The 20,383-nt window shown below is 52.5% G+C and carries 24 protein-coding genes; 7 read left to right on the forward strand and 17 right to left on the reverse strand.

From position 1 onward, the window contains the following. Positions 1–60: 60 nt before the first annotated feature. The 3 genes from AB182_RS28510 to ubiU all read right to left on the reverse strand — a co-directional run bounded on the left by AB182_RS28510 (position 61) and on the right by ubiU (position 3,094). On the reverse strand, positions 61–1,068 hold the full coding sequence (locus AB182_RS28510; protein ID WP_047372970.1) for a luciferase-like monooxygenase: 1,008 nt from the start codon (positions 1,066–1,068) through the stop codon (positions 61–63). A 143-nt stretch (positions 1,069–1,211) separates the two neighbouring features. Continuing rightward, positions 1,212–2,090 (reverse strand): U32 family peptidase, encoded by an 879-nt coding sequence (locus AB182_RS28515; protein WP_047372971.1) that lies wholly within the window; start codon positions 2,088–2,090, stop codon positions 1,212–1,214. An 8-nt stretch (positions 2,091–2,098) separates the two neighbouring features. After that, a complete protein-coding gene (gene ubiU, locus AB182_RS28520; RefSeq protein WP_047372972.1) occupies positions 2,099–3,094 on the reverse strand; it encodes a ubiquinone anaerobic biosynthesis protein UbiU in 996 nt (331 codons plus the stop codon). Positions 3,095–3,334: 240 nt separating this feature from the next. Here ubiU and ubiT point away from each other — a divergent pair, with 240 nt between their 5' ends. Both ubiT and AB182_RS28530 read left to right on the forward strand, forming a co-directional pair. Beyond that, the gene (ubiT, locus tag AB182_RS28525; RefSeq protein ID WP_047372973.1) at positions 3,335–3,859 is read left to right on the forward strand and encodes a ubiquinone anaerobic biosynthesis accessory factor UbiT; all 525 of its coding nucleotides are present in this window, start codon (positions 3,335–3,337) and stop codon (positions 3,857–3,859) included. After that, entirely contained in the window at positions 3,853–4,356 is a 504-nt protein-coding gene (locus tag AB182_RS28530) for a GNAT family N-acetyltransferase (RefSeq protein WP_047372974.1), read from the forward strand. Before ubiT ends, AB182_RS28530 begins: the two co-directional genes overlap by 7 nt. On the opposite strand, the gene AB182_RS28535 is transcribed toward AB182_RS28530, so the two are convergent. After that, positions 4,343–4,645 carry a GIY-YIG nuclease family protein gene (locus tag AB182_RS28535; RefSeq protein ID WP_047372975.1) on the reverse strand — a complete coding sequence of 101 codons (303 nt, stop codon included), beginning with the start codon at positions 4,643–4,645 and terminating at the stop codon, positions 4,343–4,345. The two genes, AB182_RS28530 and AB182_RS28535, sit on opposite strands and share 14 nt — an antisense overlap. Before the next feature lie 53 nt (positions 4,646–4,698). On the opposite strand from AB182_RS28535, the gene AB182_RS28540 reads away from it, so the two are divergent. After that, positions 4,699–5,142 (forward strand): YhbP family protein, encoded by a 444-nt coding sequence (locus AB182_RS28540; RefSeq protein WP_047372976.1) that lies wholly within the window; start codon positions 4,699–4,701, stop codon positions 5,140–5,142. Here the strand turns inward: AB182_RS28540 and AB182_RS28545 are convergent. Continuing rightward, the gene (locus tag AB182_RS28545) at positions 5,122–5,640 is read right to left on the reverse strand and encodes a type 1 glutamine amidotransferase domain-containing protein (RefSeq protein ID WP_047372977.1); all 519 of its coding nucleotides are present in this window, start codon (positions 5,638–5,640) and stop codon (positions 5,122–5,124) included. The two genes, AB182_RS28540 and AB182_RS28545, sit on opposite strands and share 21 nt — an antisense overlap. Positions 5,641–5,758: 118 nt before the next feature. Here AB182_RS28545 and AB182_RS28550 point away from each other — a divergent pair, with 118 nt between their 5' ends. Both AB182_RS28550 and AB182_RS28555 read left to right on the forward strand, forming a co-directional pair. Beyond that, on the forward strand, positions 5,759–6,397 hold the full coding sequence (locus tag AB182_RS28550; protein ID WP_047372978.1) for an NAD(P)H-binding protein: 639 nt from the start codon (positions 5,759–5,761) through the stop codon (positions 6,395–6,397). A 72-nt stretch (positions 6,398–6,469) separates the two neighbouring features. Continuing rightward, entirely contained in the window at positions 6,470–7,507 is a 1,038-nt protein-coding gene (locus tag AB182_RS28555) for a permease (protein ID WP_047372979.1), read from the forward strand. Positions 7,508–7,572: 65 nt separating this feature from the next. Here the strand turns inward: AB182_RS28555 and dolP are convergent, their stop codons facing one another. Genes dolP through AB182_RS28575 form a run of 4 tightly spaced genes read right to left on the reverse strand, consistent with a single transcriptional unit; the run spans position 7,573 to position 11,263 of the window. After that, positions 7,573–8,148, reverse strand: coding sequence for a division/outer membrane stress-associated lipid-binding lipoprotein (gene dolP / locus AB182_RS28560; RefSeq protein WP_047372980.1), 576 nt, complete (start codon positions 8,146–8,148; stop codon positions 7,573–7,575). 9 nt (positions 8,149–8,157) lie between these two features. Beyond that, a complete protein-coding gene (gene diaA / locus AB182_RS28565; RefSeq protein ID WP_039077495.1) occupies positions 8,158–8,748 on the reverse strand; it encodes a DnaA initiator-associating protein DiaA in 591 nt (196 codons plus the stop codon). A gap of 23 nt (positions 8,749–8,771) precedes the next feature. Continuing rightward, complete coding sequence (locus AB182_RS28570; RefSeq protein ID WP_047372981.1) at positions 8,772–9,167, reverse strand: YraN family protein; 396 nt, start codon at positions 9,165–9,167, stop codon at positions 8,772–8,774. Continuing rightward, the gene (locus tag AB182_RS28575; protein ID WP_047372982.1) at positions 9,125–11,263 is read right to left on the reverse strand and encodes a penicillin-binding protein activator; all 2,139 of its coding nucleotides are present in this window, start codon (positions 11,261–11,263) and stop codon (positions 9,125–9,127) included. Before AB182_RS28575 ends, AB182_RS28570 begins: the two co-directional genes overlap by 43 nt. Positions 11,264–11,325: 62 nt before the next feature. Between AB182_RS28575 and rsmI the strand changes: the two genes are divergently transcribed. Beyond that, on the forward strand, positions 11,326–12,189 hold the full coding sequence (gene rsmI, locus AB182_RS28580; RefSeq protein WP_047372983.1) for a 16S rRNA (cytidine(1402)-2'-O)-methyltransferase: 864 nt from the start codon (positions 11,326–11,328) through the stop codon (positions 12,187–12,189). A gap of 90 nt (positions 12,190–12,279) precedes the next feature. On the opposite strand, the gene AB182_RS28585 is transcribed toward rsmI, so the two are convergent. From AB182_RS28585 to kbaZ, 8 genes are all read right to left on the reverse strand, one after another. Further along, positions 12,280–12,996 carry a galactosamine-6-phosphate isomerase gene (locus AB182_RS28585; protein ID WP_047372984.1) on the reverse strand — a complete coding sequence of 239 codons (717 nt, stop codon included), beginning with the start codon at positions 12,994–12,996 and terminating at the stop codon, positions 12,280–12,282. Then, a complete protein-coding gene (gene agaD, locus AB182_RS28590) occupies positions 12,997–13,788 on the reverse strand; it encodes a PTS galactosamine transporter subunit IID (RefSeq protein WP_047372985.1) in 792 nt (263 codons plus the stop codon). Next, the gene (gene agaC, locus AB182_RS28595; RefSeq protein WP_047372986.1) at positions 13,778–14,581 is read right to left on the reverse strand and encodes a PTS galactosamine transporter subunit IIC; all 804 of its coding nucleotides are present in this window, start codon (positions 14,579–14,581) and stop codon (positions 13,778–13,780) included. Before agaC ends, agaD begins: the two co-directional genes overlap by 11 nt. A 45-nt stretch (positions 14,582–14,626) precedes the next feature. Then, positions 14,627–15,103 (reverse strand): PTS galactosamine transporter subunit IIB, encoded by a 477-nt coding sequence (gene agaB, locus AB182_RS28600; RefSeq protein WP_047372987.1) that lies wholly within the window; start codon positions 15,101–15,103, stop codon positions 14,627–14,629. 87 nt (positions 15,104–15,190) lie between these two features. Further along, complete coding sequence (gene kbaY, locus AB182_RS28605; protein ID WP_047372988.1) at positions 15,191–16,069, reverse strand: tagatose-bisphosphate aldolase subunit KbaY; 879 nt, start codon at positions 16,067–16,069, stop codon at positions 15,191–15,193. 1 nt (position 16,070) lies between these two features. Further along, complete coding sequence (locus AB182_RS28610; RefSeq protein WP_047372989.1) at positions 16,071–17,234, reverse strand: SIS domain-containing protein; 1,164 nt, start codon at positions 17,232–17,234, stop codon at positions 16,071–16,073. A 307-nt stretch (positions 17,235–17,541) separates the two neighbouring features. Then, the gene (gene agaF / locus AB182_RS28615; protein WP_047372990.1) at positions 17,542–17,976 is read right to left on the reverse strand and encodes a PTS galactosamine/N-acetylgalactosamine transporter subunit IIA; all 435 of its coding nucleotides are present in this window, start codon (positions 17,974–17,976) and stop codon (positions 17,542–17,544) included. 49 nt (positions 17,977–18,025) lie between these two features. Next, positions 18,026–19,324: a tagatose-bisphosphate aldolase subunit KbaZ gene (kbaZ, locus tag AB182_RS28620; RefSeq protein ID WP_047372991.1), complete on the reverse strand. Its 1,299-nt coding sequence runs from the start codon at positions 19,322–19,324 to the stop codon at positions 18,026–18,028. Positions 19,325–19,556: 232 nt separating this feature from the next. Here kbaZ and AB182_RS28625 point away from each other — a divergent pair, with 232 nt between their 5' ends. Further along, complete coding sequence (locus AB182_RS28625) at positions 19,557–20,369, forward strand: DeoR family transcriptional regulator (RefSeq protein WP_047372992.1); 813 nt, start codon at positions 19,557–19,559, stop codon at positions 20,367–20,369. Positions 20,370–20,383: the final 14 nt, after the last annotated feature.

Consider the following 20,383-nt stretch of genomic DNA (forward strand, 5'->3'; position numbering starts at 1 on the left):
TTACCGGGCCTACAGGGATCGCGTAGGCCGGATAAGGCGAAGCCGCCATCCGGCAAAAAACTACCCCACCAACTCCTCTTTCACCTGCATCGCTAAATCAAACGAATACAAACGCGCCTGGTGATCAAAGATTTGCCCGTTAACCATAATCTCATCGGCCTGCGTTTCGCGCAGTACAGACTCCAGCCCGTGACGCACTTTCGCCTTATCGCCCACCAGAGACATCCCCAGCGCCTGCTGAACGCCGTATTGCTCGGATGGCGACCAGAACTGATCCATATTTTGGATCGGTGGTGGCAACTGGCCGGTTTCTCCACGGCGCAATTTCACGAAAGCCTGCTGCATGGAGGTAAACAGGAATTCCGCATCGCGGTTACTGTCCGCCACAACGATATTGATACACACCATGGCATACGGTTTTTCCAGGCGCGCGGAAGGCTTGAACTGGGTGCGATACAGATGCAACGCCTGGAACAACATGTCCGGTGCAAAGTGCGAGGCAAACGCAAACGGCAGGCCGAGCTGTGCCGCCAGTTGGGCGCTATAAAGGCTCGAACCGAGCAGCCACACCGGAATTTTCTCGCCATAACCCGGAACCGGGCGAACGTGCGGATTCGGGTCATTGGCATCAAACCAGTCCACCAGTTCGGCAACATCGCGCGGGAAATTATCCACATCGCCGCTCATATGGCGACGCAGTGCCCGCATCGTCGGTTGATCGCTACCTGGCGCGCGTCCAAGCCCCAGATCGATACGACCCGGATAGAGCGTATTGAGTGTTCCGAACTGTTCGGCAATCACCAGCGGAGCATGGTTTGGCAGCATGACACCGCCGGATCCCAGATGCAGAGAGGTGGTATTGGCCGCCAGATAACCAATCAGGACAGACGTCGCCGCACTGGCGATACCCACCATATTATGGTGCTCAGCCAGCCAGAAGCGGTGATATCCGCGCTTTTCAGCAAGCCTGGCGAGATCAAGTGAATGGGCGAAGGCATCTTTGGCAGAAGCGCCCTGTGGGATCGCTGCCAGGTCCAGCACCGAGAAGGCAATCGTTTTGTCAGTCATAACGGCTCACTTTGCTACAGCATAGTCATCAGATTGAAGGTCTTCTTCCAGCCTGGCGCATCCAGGATGCGTCGGCCAGAAAAGCTGCATCTTTAATAGTGCATTAAAATCTGATTACCGTTGTTAACAAAGTGAGCGGTTTCTCAGGCCTGGAGCTCCAGACCCGGTAGGCGACGCCAGTAGCCATTACAGTCGCTGTTTGCGGTCAGCGGCAATGGGGCTTGTCCATGTTCATTAGCGCGGAAGGCGTCGAGCATGGCGAACGTATCCTCGCCCATGGGTGACAAACGTACCATGTCCACGATACCCGCCATCGACTTGAGCTCATTGCCCAGGTTGTAAACGTAACCACTCATGGTCTGGATGCCATTAAGCACAAACACCTGCTGGTTTTCCTGCGACAGCATGCGGCGTCCATTGGGATACTTAATGCAGCAGGTTTCGCACTCATCTTTTGGCCTGTCTTCCGAGCGTGCGGTAAAGCAGCGCGCAGAATACGCCAATGGCAGGTGTCCGTAACTCAGCACTTCCACTTCAAACCGATCGCGGATACCCAGCGTTTCACACTGATCGAGCAAGTTGATGAGCCAGTCGCGGGAGAGTTCTACCGGCATACACCAGCGCATCATGCCTTGTTTAAGCAGAAGACGCAGCGTAACGGCGTTGTAGCAGTTCAGCGCATGTCCCGCGATGAAGGGCAGTTTGCGCTCGGCGCAAAGGTTCACCACGCCGAGGTCGCTGGCCTCCAGCAGGAAATCGCCGTTATCGACATAGCGTTTGAGTTCGTTAAGCTCAGACGAGGCCTGCACCAGCGCGAGAGTCGAGAGCACGACCTGTTTGCCGCTGTCGGCCAGTTGTTTCGCCATATCCAGCCAGTCGCCTGCTTTGGTGGCGCGACGCTTGCTGCACACCGCTTCGCCAAGGTAAATCACGTCCGCGCTGCTGGTTGCGGCTTGCTGGTAAAACGCCTCTAACGTCTCTTTTGACCAGTACCAGAGCACCGGTCCAAGTGAATATTTCATCGTATTTCCTACTGCCATTTGCGATGGTAAGCGCCAAGTGTAGTCTGCGTGCCTTCTGACATTGCGCCCAGTGTGTTCATCCAGGCGGGTTGCGGTACGAAGTTCTGCGGATCGGCAATGCAGCGGTCGATGGCCTGTCGCCAGACTTTGGCCACCTGGCTCACATAGGCCGGACTGCGTTGACGCCCCTCGATTTTTACCGAGGCAATATTGGCGGCCAGCAGTTCAGGCAATAATTCCAGCGTATTGAGGCTGGTGGGCTCTTCCAGCGCGTGATAGCGCTCACCATCGACCATATAGCGGCCTTTGCACAGCGTCGGATAGCCTGCGTTTTCACCATCCTGGTAGCGGTCAATCAACACTTCATTGAGGCGCGATTCCAGCCCCTGGGGGGTTTGCTGCCAGCGCACAAAACGTGCCGGAGAGCAGGCGCCCACGGTATTCGGTGACTCCCCCGTCAGGTAAGAGGAGAGGTAGCAGCGACCTTCGGCCATGATGCACAGACTGCCAAAGGCAAAGACTTCCAGCGGCACAGGGGTGCTGCGGGCTAATTGTTTAACCTGATGAATAGACAAGACGCGGGGCAGGACAACGCGGGCAACGTCAAAATGGCGATGATAGAAGCGAATGGCCTCTTCATTGGTCGCCGATGCCTGCACAGAAACGTGGCGTTCGATATGGGGATAACGAGCGGCAGCATATTCCAGCATCGCAAGGTCGGCGAGAATCAACGCATCCGCCCCGATTTGCGCCGCCATATCCACCGCGCGCTCCCAGCGCTGATAGCCATCCGGGTGCGCGAAGGTATTAATTGCGATATGCAATTTACGTCGGTGCTGATGCACAAAACTGACCGCTTCCTGCAGTTTCTTTTCTGTAAAATTGAGACCGGCAAAGTGGCGGGCGTTGGTATCATCTTTCAGGCCGATATAGACGGCATCGGCACCGTTTTCGATGGCAGCTTTGAGTGCCGGAAGATTTCCGGCAGGGCAGAGCAACTCCATAATTTATCCTGAAATCAGGGGCTGTATTGGCCCTGGCAGCCCACGAGGGGCGCTAAATTGTTAACGAACTGGGATTTTAGTTAACCTGGTAGCGACAATTTTTGATTTGAGGCAGTTAATTGTGTATTGGTGACATCAATAATCGAGGCATTCTTCTTACGTAATTGTTGATTTACGCCGCCATGTCGTTTATCTGATATGGCAAAATAGAAGGAATTTTCATTTCAGGGAGTAACGCTCGTGTTGGAAAAACTGCGCTCACGTCTTGTGCACTCAGGCCCGTCTTTGTTGAGCGTGCCGGTTAAGCTGACGCCTTTCGCCATTAAACGGCAGGTTCTTGAGCAGGTCTTATGTTGGCAGTTCCAGCAGGCGCTGGCGGATGGGGAGCTGGAGTTTCTTGAAGGCCGCTGGTTAAGTATTCAGGTACGCGATATTGGCCTGACGTGGTATACCTCGGTTGAAAATTCACGATTAATCGTGCGAGAGTCTGCCGTAGCTGATGTCAGTTTCAGCGCGGATGCCAGCGATCTGCTGATGATTGCTGCACGTAAACAGGATCCGGATACGCTGTTCTTTCAACGCCGACTGGTCATTGAAGGCGACACGGAACTGGGGTTGTATGTGAAAAACCTGATGGACGCCATTGAGCTGGAGCAGATGCCAAAAGCACTTCGCGTCATGCTGCTGCAACTGGCGGATTTTGTTGAAGCCGGCCTGCAAACGCCGACCTCAACGCCACAACCTTCTGTAGGTGAACCATGCTGATTCGAGTAGAAATTGGGATTGATGCACCGGGAATCGACGCGCTGTTGCGCCGCACTTTTGCGGATGAGCGCGAAGCAACTCTGGTGCACGATCTGCGCGAAGACGGCTTAATTACGCTTGGACTTGTCGCAACGGATGATGAAGGGCAGGTCATCGGTTATGTCGCATTCAGTCCGGTTGCCGTGCAGGGCGAAGATTTACAGTGGGTCGGCCTTGCGCCGTTGGCCGTCGATGAGGCTTATCGCAGCCAGGGCCTTGCGCGCCAGTTGGTATATGAAGGGCTGGATTCACTGAATGAGTTTGGCTATGCCGCCGTGGTGACGCTGGGTAACCCAGATTTCTTCGGTCATTTAGGTTTTGAGCCTGCGGCGAAGTTCGGTTTGCATTGTCGTTGGCCAGATACCGAAAGCACTTTCCAGCTCCACCCGCTGGCAGACGATGCGTTAAGTCACGTCAAAGGGCTGGTGGAATACCACGAGCACTTTAATCGCTTTTAATTGGCTGCGATACCAGGCTTTCTAGCAGCGCTTCAAAGATGCCACCTTCGGCGACGAGGCGCTCCTTCTGACGTTTTGTCAGTTGCTTAATGCGATATTCCATACGCAGCGCCAGCGAGCGCTCTCCTACTGGCGCGGAAAATACCAGTATAAGTTCGCCTTTTCCCCGCAGTGCTTTTGCCCCTTTGCCGCTCTGATGCTGCATAAAACGACGCGCCACATCGGTGGTAATACCGGTATAGAGACGGTTGTCCGCGGTGCGGATGAGATAAAGAGACCAGAGCGTCATAACGTCATTCATTGTGCTAATGTGAAAGAAAAATAACACGAGGATGAAGAGAAATGGAAACTCTTGCGGCCATTAGTCGCTGGCTGGCGAAGCAGCATGTTGTGACCTGGTGTGTGGCCAACAGGGGGGAATTGTGGTGTGCCAATGCCTTTTATATCTATGATCCGCAGAAGGTCGCCTTTTATCTTCTGAGTGAGGATCATACGCGTCATTCGCAAATGACCGGCCTCCAGGCGAACATCGCCGGAACTGTGAATGGGCAACCGAAGACGGTCGCACTCATTCGCGGCGTGCAGTTTACCGGAGAGATACGTCGTCTTGAGGAGACGGAAAGCGCCGGCCCGCGTGCGCAGTACAACCGACGCTTTCCCGTTGCCCGCGTATTATCGGCGCCGATGTGGGAAATTCGCCTCACCGAGCTGAAATTCACCGATAACACACTGGGCTTTGGTAAAAAGCTTCACTGGATCCGTGACTCAGGCACCCAGCAGCCGTAACGCTTCGCGGTTAAACGCGGGGAGATCGTCCGGAGTACGGCTGGTGACCAGTTGGTTATTATCAACCACCACTTCCTGGTCGTAGAATTCGCCCCCCGCGTTTTTTACATCTACCACGATCGGTTTCACCGCCGTTAATTTTCTGCCGCGCAGGGCGTCGGCGCTGATTAACAGTTGCGGCCCGTGGCAGATGGCAAAGACAGGTTTCCCACTGTTGATAAAATCGCGGGTAAAAGTGACGAAACGATTGTCGCCGCGCAGAGAATCTGGCGAATGTCCGCCAGGCAGAAGCAGGGCATCAAAATCGGCGGGTTGGACATCATCAATCGCTTTGTCAATGGTGACGCTGGCATCACCTTGCTTACCTTTCACTGTCTTGCCCGCCTGCTTCTCTATGGTGACCACTTCGTGGCCTGCTTTACGAAACTCCTCTGCCGGAGACGTAAATTCTGAATCTTCAAACTCGTCGGTGATCAAGACTGCAATTTTCTTGCTCATGTATCCTCCGTTATTCAGCTCAGGCTGGTCATTTTCAACAATAATGACTATCAGGACTACTAAGCCTGGTTCAGGGCGATGACATTGCAAGACAGACTATTCTGCAAAAGGAGAGGGTATGAGTCGGGTATTGATAACGGGCGCGACCGGGTTGGTTGGCGGGATCTTATTACGCATGCTGGTGAATGACGCCCGCGTTAATGCCATTACCGCCCCTACGCGTCGGCCATTAGAACCGATCTCTGGCGTGTTCAATCCTTATGACCCGCAGTTAAGTGATGCGCTCTCGATGGTCACGGAGCCCATTGATACCGTTTTTTGCTGCCTGGGAACGACACGACGTGAAGCGGGTAGCAAAGAGGCCTTTATACATGCCGATTTCACCCTGGTGGTCGATACGGCGTTAACAGGGTTACGTCTGGGGGCGCGGCATATGTTGGTGGTCAGTTCGCTGGGTGCAAATGCACGTTCGCCTTTTTTCTATAATCGGGTGAAAGGTGAGATGGAAAATGCGCTGATGAAGCAAGAATGGGAGCGTTTGACCCTTGTGCGTCCGTCGATGCTGGTGGGGGAGCGCGAAAAACGTCGTATTAACGAATCACTGTTGGCACCGTTGTTTCGCATCATGCCGGGGAACTGGAAATCCATTGATGCGCAGGATGTTGCCAGTGCGATGCTGAAAGCGGCCTTTTCCCCTTCCCCGGAGCGCGTGGAGATTCTCTCCTCTGCCCGGTTGCGCGCCATGGCAGGTGATTAATCATTTTCAAATAAATAGCGCAGGAGTACTATTCGCCGGATATCTAAATCCGCTTTTCCCCCGGAGAAATGTATGACTGGTCAGTCTTCATCTCGGGCGGCGTCACCTGTGCAATGGTGGAAACCCGCTCTCTTTTTTCTCGTCGTGATCGTGGGGCTCTGGTATGTGAAATGGCAGCCTTATTATGGCAAGGCCTTCACTGCCGCAGAAACCCACAGCATTGGTAAATCTATTCTCGCTCAGGCCGATGCCAGCCCATTCCAGGCGGCTCTCGACTATGCCATGGTCTACTTTCTTGCCGTCTGGAAAGCGGCGGTGCTGGGGGTGTTGCTGGGTTCGTTAATTCAGGTACTTATTCCGCGAAACTGGCTGATTCGTACCCTTGGGCAAAAGCGACTGAGCGGGACGCTGTTCGGTACGTTGTTTTCCCTGCCGGGCATGATGTGCTCCTGTTGTGCAGCGCCCGTTGCTGCGGGAATGCGTCGTCAGCAGGTATCGATGGGGGGCGCGCTGGCATTCTGGATGGGCAACCCGTTGCTTAACCCGGCAACCCTGGTTTTTATGGGGTTTGTGCTGGGCTGGCATTTTGTCGCGATGCGGCTTATTGCCGGGTTAGTGATAGTGATTGGCGTGGCGACGCTGGTGCAGTATCTGGTCAAAGATGATGTTCAGCAGACGGCGCCGGTCGATCTTTCGTTGCCGGAGCCGGAAGGGCACTTTTTTGCCCGCTGGGGAAAGGCGCTGTGGGCGCTATTCTGGAGCACCATTCCGGTTTATATTCTGGCCGTTCTGGTACTTGGCGCGGCGCGCGTCTGGCTGTTTCCGCATGCCGATGGTGCGATTGATAATTCGCTGATGTGGGTGATAGCGATGGCGATAGCGGGTTGCCTGTTCGTGATCCCAACGGCGGCGGAGATTCCGATTGTGCAAACAATGATGCTGGCGGGAATGGGGGCAGCTCCGGCAATGGCGCTACTGATGACGCTTCCTGCGGTCAGTCTGCCGTCGTTGATTATGCTGCGCAAATCCTTTCCGGCAAAAGCGTTGTGGCTAACGGGGGGGCTGGTGGCATTCGGTGGCGTGATTACCGGAACACTGGCGCTGTTTTAACTGCGGCTCAACGTTAACTGATTTGATTCTCCCCGGCGTGTATCTGCCGGGGAGAAGAATCAACGCTATTTAATCATCGTAAACGCGGTGGTGACATGTTTCACACCGCTGACGCGACTGGCGATATCCGCAGCGGCTCTACCTTCACGGTCGGTCACCAGACCCAGCAAGAATACTTCGCCATTCTCAGTGGTGACTTTCACATTAGACGATTTCACCTGGTCGCTACTCAGCAACTGTGTACGTACTTTGGAGGTGATCCAGGTGTCACTGGCGGCCGTTCCCATACCAATGGGCTGGCCCTGGCGGATTTCGTTATAGACCTCCGTTGCACCGTCGACACCCATAGCGATTTGCTTAGCACGTGACGCCAGCTCTGTGGTGGGGGCCTGACCCACCAGCAGGACTTTCCCCTGATAGGCGGTGACGTTTATGCGAGCCTGCTTTTTAATTTGTTCATCTTTGGACAGCGCGCTATTTACGCGTAACTCAAGAGTACCGTCATCCACCTGAGTGCCGACCGTACGTGGATCGGTTGCCGCTTTGGTGCCGACAGCAGCTGAACCGACCACCACTGCGCCTACACAGCCTTGTAGCAGCAGTGCGGAAATAAGGACTGCGAGGGGCGTAAATGCCTTCATATGTACTCCTTAATCATCCTGGTGAGGGAAAAGCGTGTTATCTATCAGGTCGCACAAACAATTTACCGTCAGCATATGCATCTCCTGTATGCGCGCGCTGCGGTGGGAAGGAATACGTATTTCGACATCCTGCGGTCCCAACAAACCGGCCAGTTCGCCACCGTCATACCCGGTAAGCGCTACGATACTCATATCGCGCGTTACTGCGGCTTCAACGGCTTTGACAATATCGCGGCTGTTCCCACGGGTGGAAATCGCCAGCAATATATCGCCTGCATGACCAAGAGCCCGGACCTGCTTGGCATAAATTTCGTCATGCAGACGATCGTTTGCGATGGCTGTTAAGACCACATTATCGGTATTAAGTGCAATGGCAGGTAAACTTGGACGTTCCGTTTCAAAACGATTAATCATACTGGCAGCAAAATGCTGTGCATTGGCGGCGGAAGTCCCATTGCCACAACAGAGGATTTTGTTGCCATTAAGCAGGGAATGGACCATGGTCATGGCGGCGCGTGAAATTGCGTCTGGCAGCGCTTCTGCCGCCGCAATCTGAGTTTGAATGCTTTCTGTAAAGCAAACTTTAATTCTATCGAGCACGGGTGATCCCTATCATTCAGTCATTATGAGTGGTCGTTAAAGGCGTTTTGTATCCACTCAACTTCATTTTCGGTGAAGGCTACCACATCGAACCGGCAATCCACAGTATCAAAACTCCCATTGTGCCGGGCCAGCCACACACGAGCGGCATGCAGTAATTTACGTTGCTTGCTGGCGGTGACACTCGCTGCAGCACCGCCGAAAAATGACGATTTGCGATAGCGCACTTCCACAAACACCGTTGTCGACTTGTCCTGCATAATCAAGTCTATCTCACCGCCGGGCTCGCGCACATTAGCGGCAAGAAAGCGCATTCCCTTGCGCTCAAGCCAGCGACGCGCCTGTAACTCCCAGGCATCACCGGTCTGCTTACGGGTCAACTGGCGGGGAAGATTTGCCCCTGCTGGTATTTGAGCCATGACAACTTCCTGTTAATCACGCATTCCTGAGTGGCGGTCAAATCGCCCGTGTTACCATTAATTTCAAATCCTGGCACCTGACGCATTTGCGAGAAGTGGTTTGCCAGCGTCCAGGCATCTGCGCCCATCGCATACAGACGCGCCAGTGAATAGTCGTTATTGGTGTGCATCAAAGCCTGTTGCATCAGCGCCGGATTGCTGCCTGCAAGCATCGGGATTTCGCTGAACTGCAAGCCTTCCATCTCCAGACGGAAGTCCGGGCCCGAACCGCCCTGAGCGCTACGGGAGCTGGCATACAGCACGATACCGCTCTGGCTGCCGGTACGCATAGCGATCATCGGCTTGATCAGGGCGATTTCATCCTGGGTCGCGACGATATAGACCGCATCAATATTGCCGCCGCCGGTGATCTGCGCTTCGGTTGGCGGAGCCGGAATATTCAACCCTCCGATGGTCACGCCCTGCTGCTGCGGCAGGCTTGCCGTGACAGGACTCCCCGTCATCGCAATACCGGAACCGCTGTTAATGCCCATGCGTAATTCTGTCGTCGAGCCGAATTTTTGCTGCAGCACAATACTGCCGCCCAGTTTTTGCCACTCCTGGGCGAAAGCATTGGCGACGCGGTCGCCAAGTGAACTACGCGGCAGCAGAAGCAGTGGCGTATGACGGCCTTGCTGGTGAATATGGCGTGCCGCATCGCGGGCTTCATCTTCCGGGGAGAGGGCGAAGTAACATATATTAGGACGATTTTCGACTTTCTCTGGCTGGTTCAACGCCAGCACGTTCAGAGGCGTCTGGCTACGCATCAGCTCTTCGACGTGATTTTTCAGCAGCGGTCCGACAACAATGCTCGCGCCATCTTTCTGAACCTGGCTCAGAACCTGGTCAAGCGGCTGTGAGCTGGTGTCATACACTTTCAGCACCGCGCTCGGATTGGCCGGGGTGCTGGCAACGGCAGGGGTATTCACCGGTTGCCCTGCCGGAGCGGCCGGATCGGTTTGTTCTGCGGAGGGCTGAGAGGGTTGCACCGCAGGCGGCGTTTGTTGCGTCTGGTCTGCCTGTGCCTGTGCCTGTGCTGGCGCCGTTACCGGTGATGTGCCAGCCGCAGGCGCTGACTGTGGCGTAGTCAGATCGCTAACATTGGTCTGCGCGGGGCTGACAACATCTGCTGTGGTCGCCATCGTCGCGGCCTGTGCCACCTGGACAGGCACTGCCGGGCCAGAAACGGTCGTGGTGCCGTTTTTCGCTGCTTCAAAACCCTGCTGGATTGCACGGCTAAAGACAGCGGCCTGGCCGTTTAACGGCAGCAACAGCGCGATTTGATTGACCGACGCCGGGCGGAAATTCTGTACATTCGCCAGTTGGCTCGGTAACAGAACCGCGCCAGGATTCTGCGGGAAGCGTTTCTGCCAGTCGGCAATACCCGCTTTTAGCATGTTCGGATCGTTGCGGTTATTGGACCACACGCGTTGTAAATCCAGCCATCCTTGCAGCACCGTTTCGTCCTGGCTCACCTGAATGGCGTTGGTCTGATCGGGCGTCAGGGAAGAGAGCGCCTGCCAGGTCGCATCAATATTCTTTTGTTTGTCCGGCGCGGCAGTCAGCAGCGGTTGCTGTGCAATCAGGGCACGCAGCAGTGTCGGCGACGGTTTGTTCTGGCTTGCGGTGATCACATCCTGCCAGTAACGCGCCTGCTGATTCTGACTAAACCCTTTCAGATCGACCTTGCTCAGCAGTGCCTGCGCACCGGCGTAGTCTTGTTGCGTGAGTTTGAGCTCAGCACTCAGCAAGGTTTGCTCAGCGCGTTGCTCGTCATTCAACTCTTGAGGTAATTGGGCCAACAATTCACTGGCCTGCTGGGTCCTGCCTTCTTTCAGCAGTGCACGAATGGCGAGTAATTGCCAGTTGGTCTTGCTATCATCTGAGCTTTGCTGCATCTGGTGCAGATAAAAACCCGAATCAGCCTGAGCCTTACCCTCCAGGTGCCCGGTGCTTTGATCGACCGGGTGTGTGCCGCAGCCTGCGAACAGCAGAGCGGCCAGCACGACAGGCAGGCAGCGCATGGCTTTTGAACGTAGAAATGTTGACGGTAGCATACTGTATCCAGTGATATTTTTTACGCAATGCTCAATATTAAATCGGCAATACGGATAGAACAATGAAACAACACGAATCTGCGGACAATTATCAGGGTCAGCTCTACATTGTCCCTACGCCCATCGGCAATTTGGGTGATATTACCCAGCGTGCGCTCACCGTATTGCAGGATGTCGATCTTATCGCTGCCGAGGACACGCGCCACACCGGGCTGCTGCTTTCTCATTTTGCCATTAATGCCCGTCTGTTTGCCCTGCACGACCATAATGAGCAACAAAAGGCCGACACGCTGGTGGCGAAGCTAAAAGAAGGGCAAAACATCGCACTGGTCTCCGATGCCGGCACACCGCTGATTAACGACCCTGGCTACCACCTTGTCCGCACCTGCCGCGAAGCGGGTATCCGGGTGGTTCCTCTGCCCGGCCCATGTGCCGCCATAGCAGCATTAAGTGCGGCGGGGTTACCGTCCGATCGTTTTTGTTACGAGGGGTTTCTGCCCGCGAAATCGAAAGGGCGTCGCGATACCTTAAAATCGCTGGAGACAGAACCGCGTACGCTGATTTTTTATGAGTCAACGCATCGCCTGCTGGAAAGCCTGGAGGATATCGTTGCGGTGCTGGGCGAAGCACGTTACGTGGTGCTGGCCCGCGAGCTGACCAAAACCTGGGAGTCGATTTATGGCGCGCCGGTAGGGGGATTGCTGGCATGGGTGAAAGAGGACGAAAACCGCCGCAAGGGCGAGATGGTGCTGATCGTCGAAGGCCATAAGGCGCAGGAAGATGCCTTACCCGCCGATGCCCTGCGTACGCTGGCGCTGTTGCAGGCTGAACTCCCCCTGAAAAAAGCCGCTGCGTTGGCTGCGGAAATCCACGGTGTGAAGAAAAACGCGCTCTATAAATATGCGCTGGAGCAGCAGGGCGAGTAATGCCGCAAAAGCGCATTGTGTTCATGATGCTGCCATTATTCAGCCTGGTTCAAAAAAACAGGGCATCGCGAGATGCCCTGTTTGTTTCTATTAATATTCTCCGGCATTGTAAGCACAGGTCACGTGCTGATGAAGCCATAAAAACGAGGCCGGGAGCCGAGTGGTAATTTTTCTGCTCATCAATTGCATGAATGGTTTCGCTTTCCCTGACCCTGCGACCAGCAAAAGGATTTCCCTCGCCGAAAGAATTTCTTTTAATCCCAGAGTAACGCCTTGTTTTACGGGATGAGAAGCTTCTTTAAGCATCTGATGACTAAGGGTTCGTTCATCAAGTTGTGCAATGTGCGTTAACGGTTCGAGTTCATCAGCGGGTTCATTCAGCCCCAGATGACCGTTTTTCCCCAGTCCGAGCAGGCATACATCCAGCCCGCCTCGCTCAGTGATTTTTCTTTCTACCTGTTCGCTTGCCTCTGTTGGATCCCTGTGTGTTTCAAAGGCGATGTACTGTGTGTCGGCGATCTTTAAAGGTTCCAGAAGATGCTGGCGTAAAAAGGTCTCGCAGGTTCCCGGTTCGTCCAGCGATATCCCCAGCCATTCATCGAGTTTAACGAAGGTGGCGCGGCTGACATCCAGTTTGTGACGGCACACCTTCTCGACAAAGAGTGAATAAGCCAGTTTCGGTGTTTCCCCTGTCGCCAGGCAGATGGTTGCCGTGGGCTTCGCCGTAATCACTTCAAACAGGTATTGACTGGCATACTCGCTAAGCTCCTGATAATTTTCACATCCTTTGAAAATCATGTCGGCCATTTATAGCACCCCCAATGCTGAACCCAGAATAGACAGCACGAAGGTGACGCCAATCAATACCACCGGATGCGCTTTTTTCACCCGCAGCAGGTAATACATCAGCAGGGTATAGGCCATCGGCAGAATATTTGGGAATACTTTGTCGAAGAAGTCTTTTTGCAACGCCACGCTGTGCGTATCGTCAATGGCGAATGTGGTCGCCACGTTGATATGGACATAGGAGGCGATAAGCCCTCCAATCACCGTGATCCCCAGGATTGTGGCGGAGCGCGCAATCATCTGCGAGTTTTCCCGCACCTTGTCTATCGCTTTAACACCCACGGAGTAACCGACATGCGTCCAGCCGACGCGCAGGAAGAAAATGGCGAGATAGACGGCGAAAAAGAGAATCGGCCCAAGCAGGTTCCCCTGGCTTGCAAACGAGGAGCAAATCCCGGCCATAATCGGCAGCAGGGTAAACCAGAAAATGGCATCGCCGATCCCTGCGATTGGCCCGAAAAGCGCGACTTTCAGCCCTTTTATCGTGTTGCGGTCCTCGCCTTTTTCCTCCATAGAAATCAGCAACCCCATCAAGAAACCGACAAGGTTAGGGTGGGTGTTGATAAACTCCAGATGGTCCTTCATGGCGGCGCTGAGGCCGGCTTTATCGTCCTTATAAATTTTTTTTAGCAGCGGCAGCATGGCCCAGGTAAAACCGCCAGCCTGCATCCTTTCATAGTTGAAACTGGCCTGCAAAACCGAAGAACGAAACCCTAAGCGGGTAATATCCTTTTTACTGATTTCAGATGCCATTGCTGTAATCCTCTTTGTCATTATTGTTCACTTGCGGCTGAGGTTGACTCTGGTTTTTTGCTTTCGCATTGAAGAATTCATACACCGCGAAACCCGCGCCCAACACGGCCACTGGCAGGAGATTGTTAACCTGGATGTAGCAAACGAACAGGAAGCCAGCGATCAGATAAGGAATGTATTGCGCCTTAAACATCACACGTAGCAACAACCCGAAACCAACGGCAGGCAGGATACCCCCGGCGACTTCGAAGCCATGCGTCAGCCAGGCTGGCATGGATTTCACCAGTGACTGCATCGCGCCCTGTGCCAGGTAGGTACACAGAAAAGCAATAATTGCGTAGGCGCAGGCGACGATCAGGGTCGTAAGCAGATTCATTCTGGCGAAACCGCCCGTATCCGCTTCTCTGGCACACTTGTCCGCCCTGGTCATAAAGAGGGAGAAGGCGGAATAGAAGAACAAAATTACATATTGCATCAACAGACTAAACGGCAGGCCAAGTCCAATCGCCGTTTTTGCGTCCACGCCAGTTGACCAGGCAATGACGGTGGTCATGACGCCAGCCATGATCGGATTGGGGGGCTGAACCCCGCCTGCAGGCGTTAACCCGGCGAAGGCGAGTTCTGTTAAACCGCCTGTGATTAAGCCAATATGAATATCGCCGAGAATTGCCCCGGTTAACGTACAGACGATTATTGGGCGAAATAAAAAAAGGGCTTCTAACCAAAAATCGATACCAAGGAAAAACACTAATGCGGCAAGCGATATTCCCTGGATAAGCGTAATTTCATGCATTTTTAAGCTCCTTAAGGATCATTGGATCGTCAGAGACGAGACACATCAATTCGGAATGGCCTCTTTGCTATCTCCGGGCACGTCCTGAATAAAAACATTGACCCCCTGGTCGCGAATAAATCGGAGATCGCTAATGTCTTTTTCGTCGACATAGACTTTGCTACTGATCTGTTTTTTTCCTTCGGAAAAATGCATATTTCCGACGTTAACGTCTTTTAATGGTACGCCGCCTTCAAGCAGTTTTCTGACGGTATCCGGCGTGCGGCAGATAAGAAAAATTTTCTGATGCGGTGCAGCCTTAGCAATTACGTTAATTGTTTTTTCAATAGTGAAATAGCGAATGCCAAAACCATAAGTTTCAGCTGTGATACCCATTAATTTTTGTTGGATTTCGTCGCCAGCCACCACGTCGTCAACAACGACAACAAGGTTTGCACCAATTGTTGATGTCCAGGTTACACCGACTTGTCCGTGTACCAGCCGATTATCAATGCGTGTTAAAAGAATATTTGGAGTGTTCATTGTTGCCTGCCATTATTTTGAGATGATAATTTCATTATCATAACTCTATGTTGTCCGGCTATATTTCTGAGGGTACAGAAATACGCGTTACGATATCATTTCCTTATCAAGTACGATGCGGTTCTCTGCGCCACAAACGGTGATCTTGCTTCTGACTACATCTTTCATGGCATTCATTCCCACACGCATGTAATAACGTGGATCGTTACCCTGAGGATTATCATGGAACCATTTTCTGATGGCGCTGGCGAAAGCGATTTTTAATTCCGTCGCCACGTTGACTTTACAAACTCCTAATGAAATGGCTCGGCGTACATATTCATCAGGCACATCGCTGGCACCATGTAAGACCAGGGGAACATCGACCACCTGACGTATTTCTTCCAGACGCTGAAAATCTATTTTCGGCGTTTTGGCATACAGACCATGTGCGGTGCCGATAGCGACAGCCAGACTATCAACATCCGTCAGCTCAACGAAACGGCGAGCTTCCTGTGGCGAGGTAAGGAATGCGCTTTCCGCATCGACATTAATATCATCTTCTACACCGCCCAGGCGCCCCAGCTCTGCCTCCACGCTGCAGTCATGGCGATGGCAAAAATCGACTACCGATTGCACCAGCGCCACATTTTCATTAAATGGAAAATGACTACCGTCAATCATGGCGCTTCGCACACCTGCATGTACTTTATGACGGATATCTTCCAGTGATTCATGATGATCAAGATGTAGCGCCAGCGGCATGTTATAGCTCGTGGAATAGGCCTGACATAAGGCGAAAATCTCCTCAAAAGAGATATGTTTAAAGGTGCCCGGCGTGCCCGCCAAAATCACCGGAGAACACATCTCCCGACAGACCTCCAGGATCGCCTGGATGGTTTCCGCGTTATGGATGTTAAAGGCCGGTACCGCATAACCTTTTGCCTGAGCATCCTGCAGCAAATATTTCGTCGAAATGATGCCCATCTTATGCTTCCTCCGGTTGCCATGGATGAATGTAGACGCCCTGTACCACGCGGTTAACCGTACCGCTTAGCGATGGGCTGTCCGGCGTTATACCTGCCTTGATGGATTCGCTAAGTGCGAACATTTGCGCATACATCAGGAAACAGAAGACTTGCTCAATGTCGATAAACTTCCGGGCTGGCGGGAGTGTGATATGCAAGTCGCCGTCTGGCGCGGGTTCATTCGTCGCGGAAATGGCAACGACACGCATTGCCTGTTTGTCACGACGCAATTCGGCAATCAAGTCCATGTCATATTGACGTGTGTAGGGGTGGCTTGAGACGAATACAACAACCAGCGTTTCGTTGTCGATAAGCGATTTCGGGCCGTGGCGGAAACCAGTTGACGAGTCATAAAAGGCCACCAGTTTACCGGCTGTCAGTTCCAGCACTTTTAATGCGGATTCGCGCGCTACGCTTTGTAACCCGCCGCTGCCAAGATAGACGATGCGGCGCACAGGGAGATCGCCAAATACAGGTTTCGTAAAATCAGGTTGACCATCAATAATTTGCTGACAGCGATCGGCAACATCGCCAAACGTGGTGCTATTGATAATCTTCGGGGCGAAGACTGCCAGGCAACTGACCATCATCGTAGTGATACTGCTGGTCATCGCGAAACCACGATCATGCGTTTCTGCGGGCATCAAGAGCGCATAGGCGTTCTTACTGGCGATGGCGTTTTGGTACAGACTGCCCTCTTCGTTACAGGTAATCACCAGGTGAAAGCATTTTTTTACGTACTGATCGACAAGCGCTACGGCCGCGACGCTTTCTGGGCTGTTGCCTGAGCGGGCAAAAGAGATCAATAGCGTCGTCTGTTCAGGCTGTAAATAATCCATTGGATTCGTCACCAGATCGGTGGTGGGAATGGCGACAATGTTTTCCCCGGTCTGGCGCGAGAGCCATGGCGAAATAATGTCGCCAATAAAAGCCGATGTTCCTGCGCCAGTCAGGATAATTTTCACGTTCTTTTCCGCGAGGATCGTAGCGAGAAAAGCATCAATCTTGTCTCTTTGTTCGTTAATGAACGCCAGCGAACGGCGCCAACTGTTGGGCTGCTGACGAATTTCTTGTTCTGTCCAGGTTTTGGTCCCGGTCATAGGGGACGGCCTCGCGTCGATCATTTCTTTATCCTTAGTCAGTCTGGGTGAACGAAAGGAGAGTGTTCTTCTTTCGTTTTGTTTCTCTTTAAGGGATTTTCCTTTTCTTGAAATCTACTGATAAGAAATCGAAAGATCAACTAAGATAAATTAATAAATCGAAAATTGTGACACAATAAACAAAAAGGTAACGTAACGATAAGCAACAAACTTACGCGTTTCCATGTCAGTTTTCGAAATAAAACGAAAGATTATGCGTCAGACAGCCGGGAGGAAAAACAGGATGAGGCGGCCTGTGAATGGATGACCGCCAGGATACGCCATTAATACACTAAATGCCCTCATCGCTCTCTACGGTGGCAGGGCTTCGCGACAATTCGTCTGCCAGGCTGGTTAAGCCTCGATGACCACACTCCAGCGCTCTCAGGCGAAAGGTTTCGCTATCAAGATCATCACGCTCCATCATCATTTCCAGTAATAATTGCAAATTGGTGCCAGTAATGACCTCCCAACCCGTCTGCTGTAGGGCCAGTGTTGAAGCCACGCGAAATGGCGTACCGCCTAATAAATCTGTTAAAAAGACGATGCTTTCGCATTCACGGAGCGTCGCCAGCGCCGCTTCCAGTTGTGTGGTTAATAACGCCGTGGTTGAATCCTCTGGAAAATCGACAGCGACCATGTGTTCCTGCTCGCCGAGGATCTGTTTCATTGCTTTTTCAAGGCCTGTAGCAAAGCCTCCATGCCCGGTTAATACGATGCCCAGCATTACGTGTTCTCCCTTTTTGATAATCATTGCGTGTGATGGGTTGGTAATGTCACTCTGCGATGCCCCGACAGGCGGCGTGATACTGACGCAGAATATCCTGAATATGGTCGATAACCAGCGCATGAGGCGTTGCAGCAATGGCGCCTTCACGCAGGCGATTGTATTGCAGAGGTAAATACTGGCTAATCAGTGGTAATGGAAGCGGTATGGCCGCCAGGTTTTTTAACAGGTGTTCCATTGCACAGTCGACCTCTTTATCCGGCCAGTAGTAACGTACTCGATCGGAATAGCTAAAGCTGCGCGCCAGGTGACGGGATTGATGGTTTCCCTGGTAATGGCTTTGCCAGAAGTCAGGTCTGTCGAGCATGACATTTTCCATTACGTTGCGCAGCCCGGAGCGTTTATGGGCGGGTAGAAGTTCCTCTTCAATTGCCGCAAGGGCGAACAATGCTTCCCGCATGGCAAAGGTTAAGGCCGGACCTACCTTCAAAATGGCGAAATGATCGCGCACAAGTTGCTGTAATGCTTGCGGTGTCTGGTAATCCGTCGAGTGCGCTTCAAAAACCAGCGAATCAATTCCCTCGACCATTTTACTCAACGCCTTCGCTTTTTCGGGAACATAGTCAATGACATGCGTATGATCGAACTCCACGCCTGGCTGAACGACAAGTGCGATAACTCGCGGCCATATATCGCCGATCCCCTGTTTTTCAAAAGCATGAATGTGCGCATGCAATGTCTGTTGTGCCGCATGTGGTGATGTCACAGCAAGTTCCATGAGGGTTTCGTGCGCGCCGCCCGGTACAGGAACTTCGGTGCCAATCACATACATTAAATCACGCACCCCAAAGGTCTTCTGGCAGGTCTCTTCTGCCACCTGCGCCAGTCTTGCCGCTCGTGACGAGACAATGTCGTCGCTCAATGGCACAGGATCTCCGGCACAAGGCATGCTGCAATCGAGGTGGATTTTTTTAAACCCTGCGGCAACATAATGGGTAATCAGTTCGCAGGCATTGTCCATCGCTTCTGCGGCGGGCTGATCTTGCCAGCGATTGGGGCCAAGATGATCGCCACCCAGAATGAGCTGGTTATGGGGAAAATTCAGTCGGGAAGCCATCTGGAGTACGAAGTGGCGAAAATCCTTCGGCGTCATTCCCGTATAGCCGCCGAATTGATCAACCTGATTGGAGGTCGCTTCAATCAGCAGAAGATGGTGATGAGCAAGGGCATAACGTAAGGCGGCTTCCAGCACCATGGGGTGTGCAGAGCACACCGAATATATACCTTCCATACTGCCTTGCTTATGCGCCCTTACAATCTCAAGAATATTTTTCACTTTCTTCTCCATAATGATGTATTACACTTTTAATCTTTCATTTAGTTTCTTTTACTGTGTTTTGTTTTTTGTTTAAAGGAAAATGAAAGATCTGTAAAGCACGATCTGCCTCACAAAAGAAATAGATCGAAACAAATAAAACGGAAGATGTCGCAACAGCAAGATCCAGCCCTTGCATTCTATTTAGAGAAAAGAGTTAATAAGTGAATCGAAATGAAACGAAAGGTTTTCACAGGAATTTCTGATGATGAGTACAGATTCTTTAGCGGGAAAGCGCACGGGCGGCACCAGCGGCAGACGTGAGCAAATTATTCAGCAATTGCGTGAGCAGGGAAGTGTGCAGGTTAACGATCTTTCAGAGCAGTTTGGCGTCTCTACGGTCACTATCCGTAATGATCTCGCTTTCTTAGAAAAACAGGGCATTGCGGTTCGTGCTTATGGTGGAGCGCTGATCTGCGATGGCAATGCTCCACCCGTCGCGGAACCGACGCTGGAAGACAAAAGTACGCTCAACATTTCCCTCAAGCGTAGCATTGCGCAGTCTGCCGTGGCACTGATTAAGCCTGGACATCGCATCATCCTCGACTCCGGCACGACTACCTTTGAGATTGCGCGATTACTGCGACAGCATACCGACGTTATTGTGATGACAAACGGAATGAACGTGGCTAATGCGTTGCTTGAAGCGCAAGGCGTGGAGTTACTCTTAACGGGGGGGCATCTGCGTCGCCAGTCACTCTCCTTCTATGGGGATCGCGCTGAACAGTCTTTGCAGAATTACCATTTTGATATGCTCTTTCTTGGCGTCGATGCCATCGATCTTGAACGGGGAGTGAGTACCCATAACGAAGATGAGGCGCGATTAAATCGACGTATGTGCGAAGTGGCTGAACGAATCGTTGTGGTCACTGACTCAAGCAAATTTAACCGCTCCAGTTTGCATAAAATCATCGATACCCAACGTATTGATACCGTTATCACTGATGAAAATATCCCACCAGAAAGCCTGAGCGGGTTACGGAAGTTAGGGATAGAGGTATTACTGATTCAGGAATAAAAAAAAGCATGGCC

It is taken from the genome of Phytobacter ursingii (assembly GCF_001022135.1).
GTDB lineage: Bacteria > Pseudomonadota > Gammaproteobacteria > Enterobacterales > Enterobacteriaceae > Phytobacter > Phytobacter ursingii.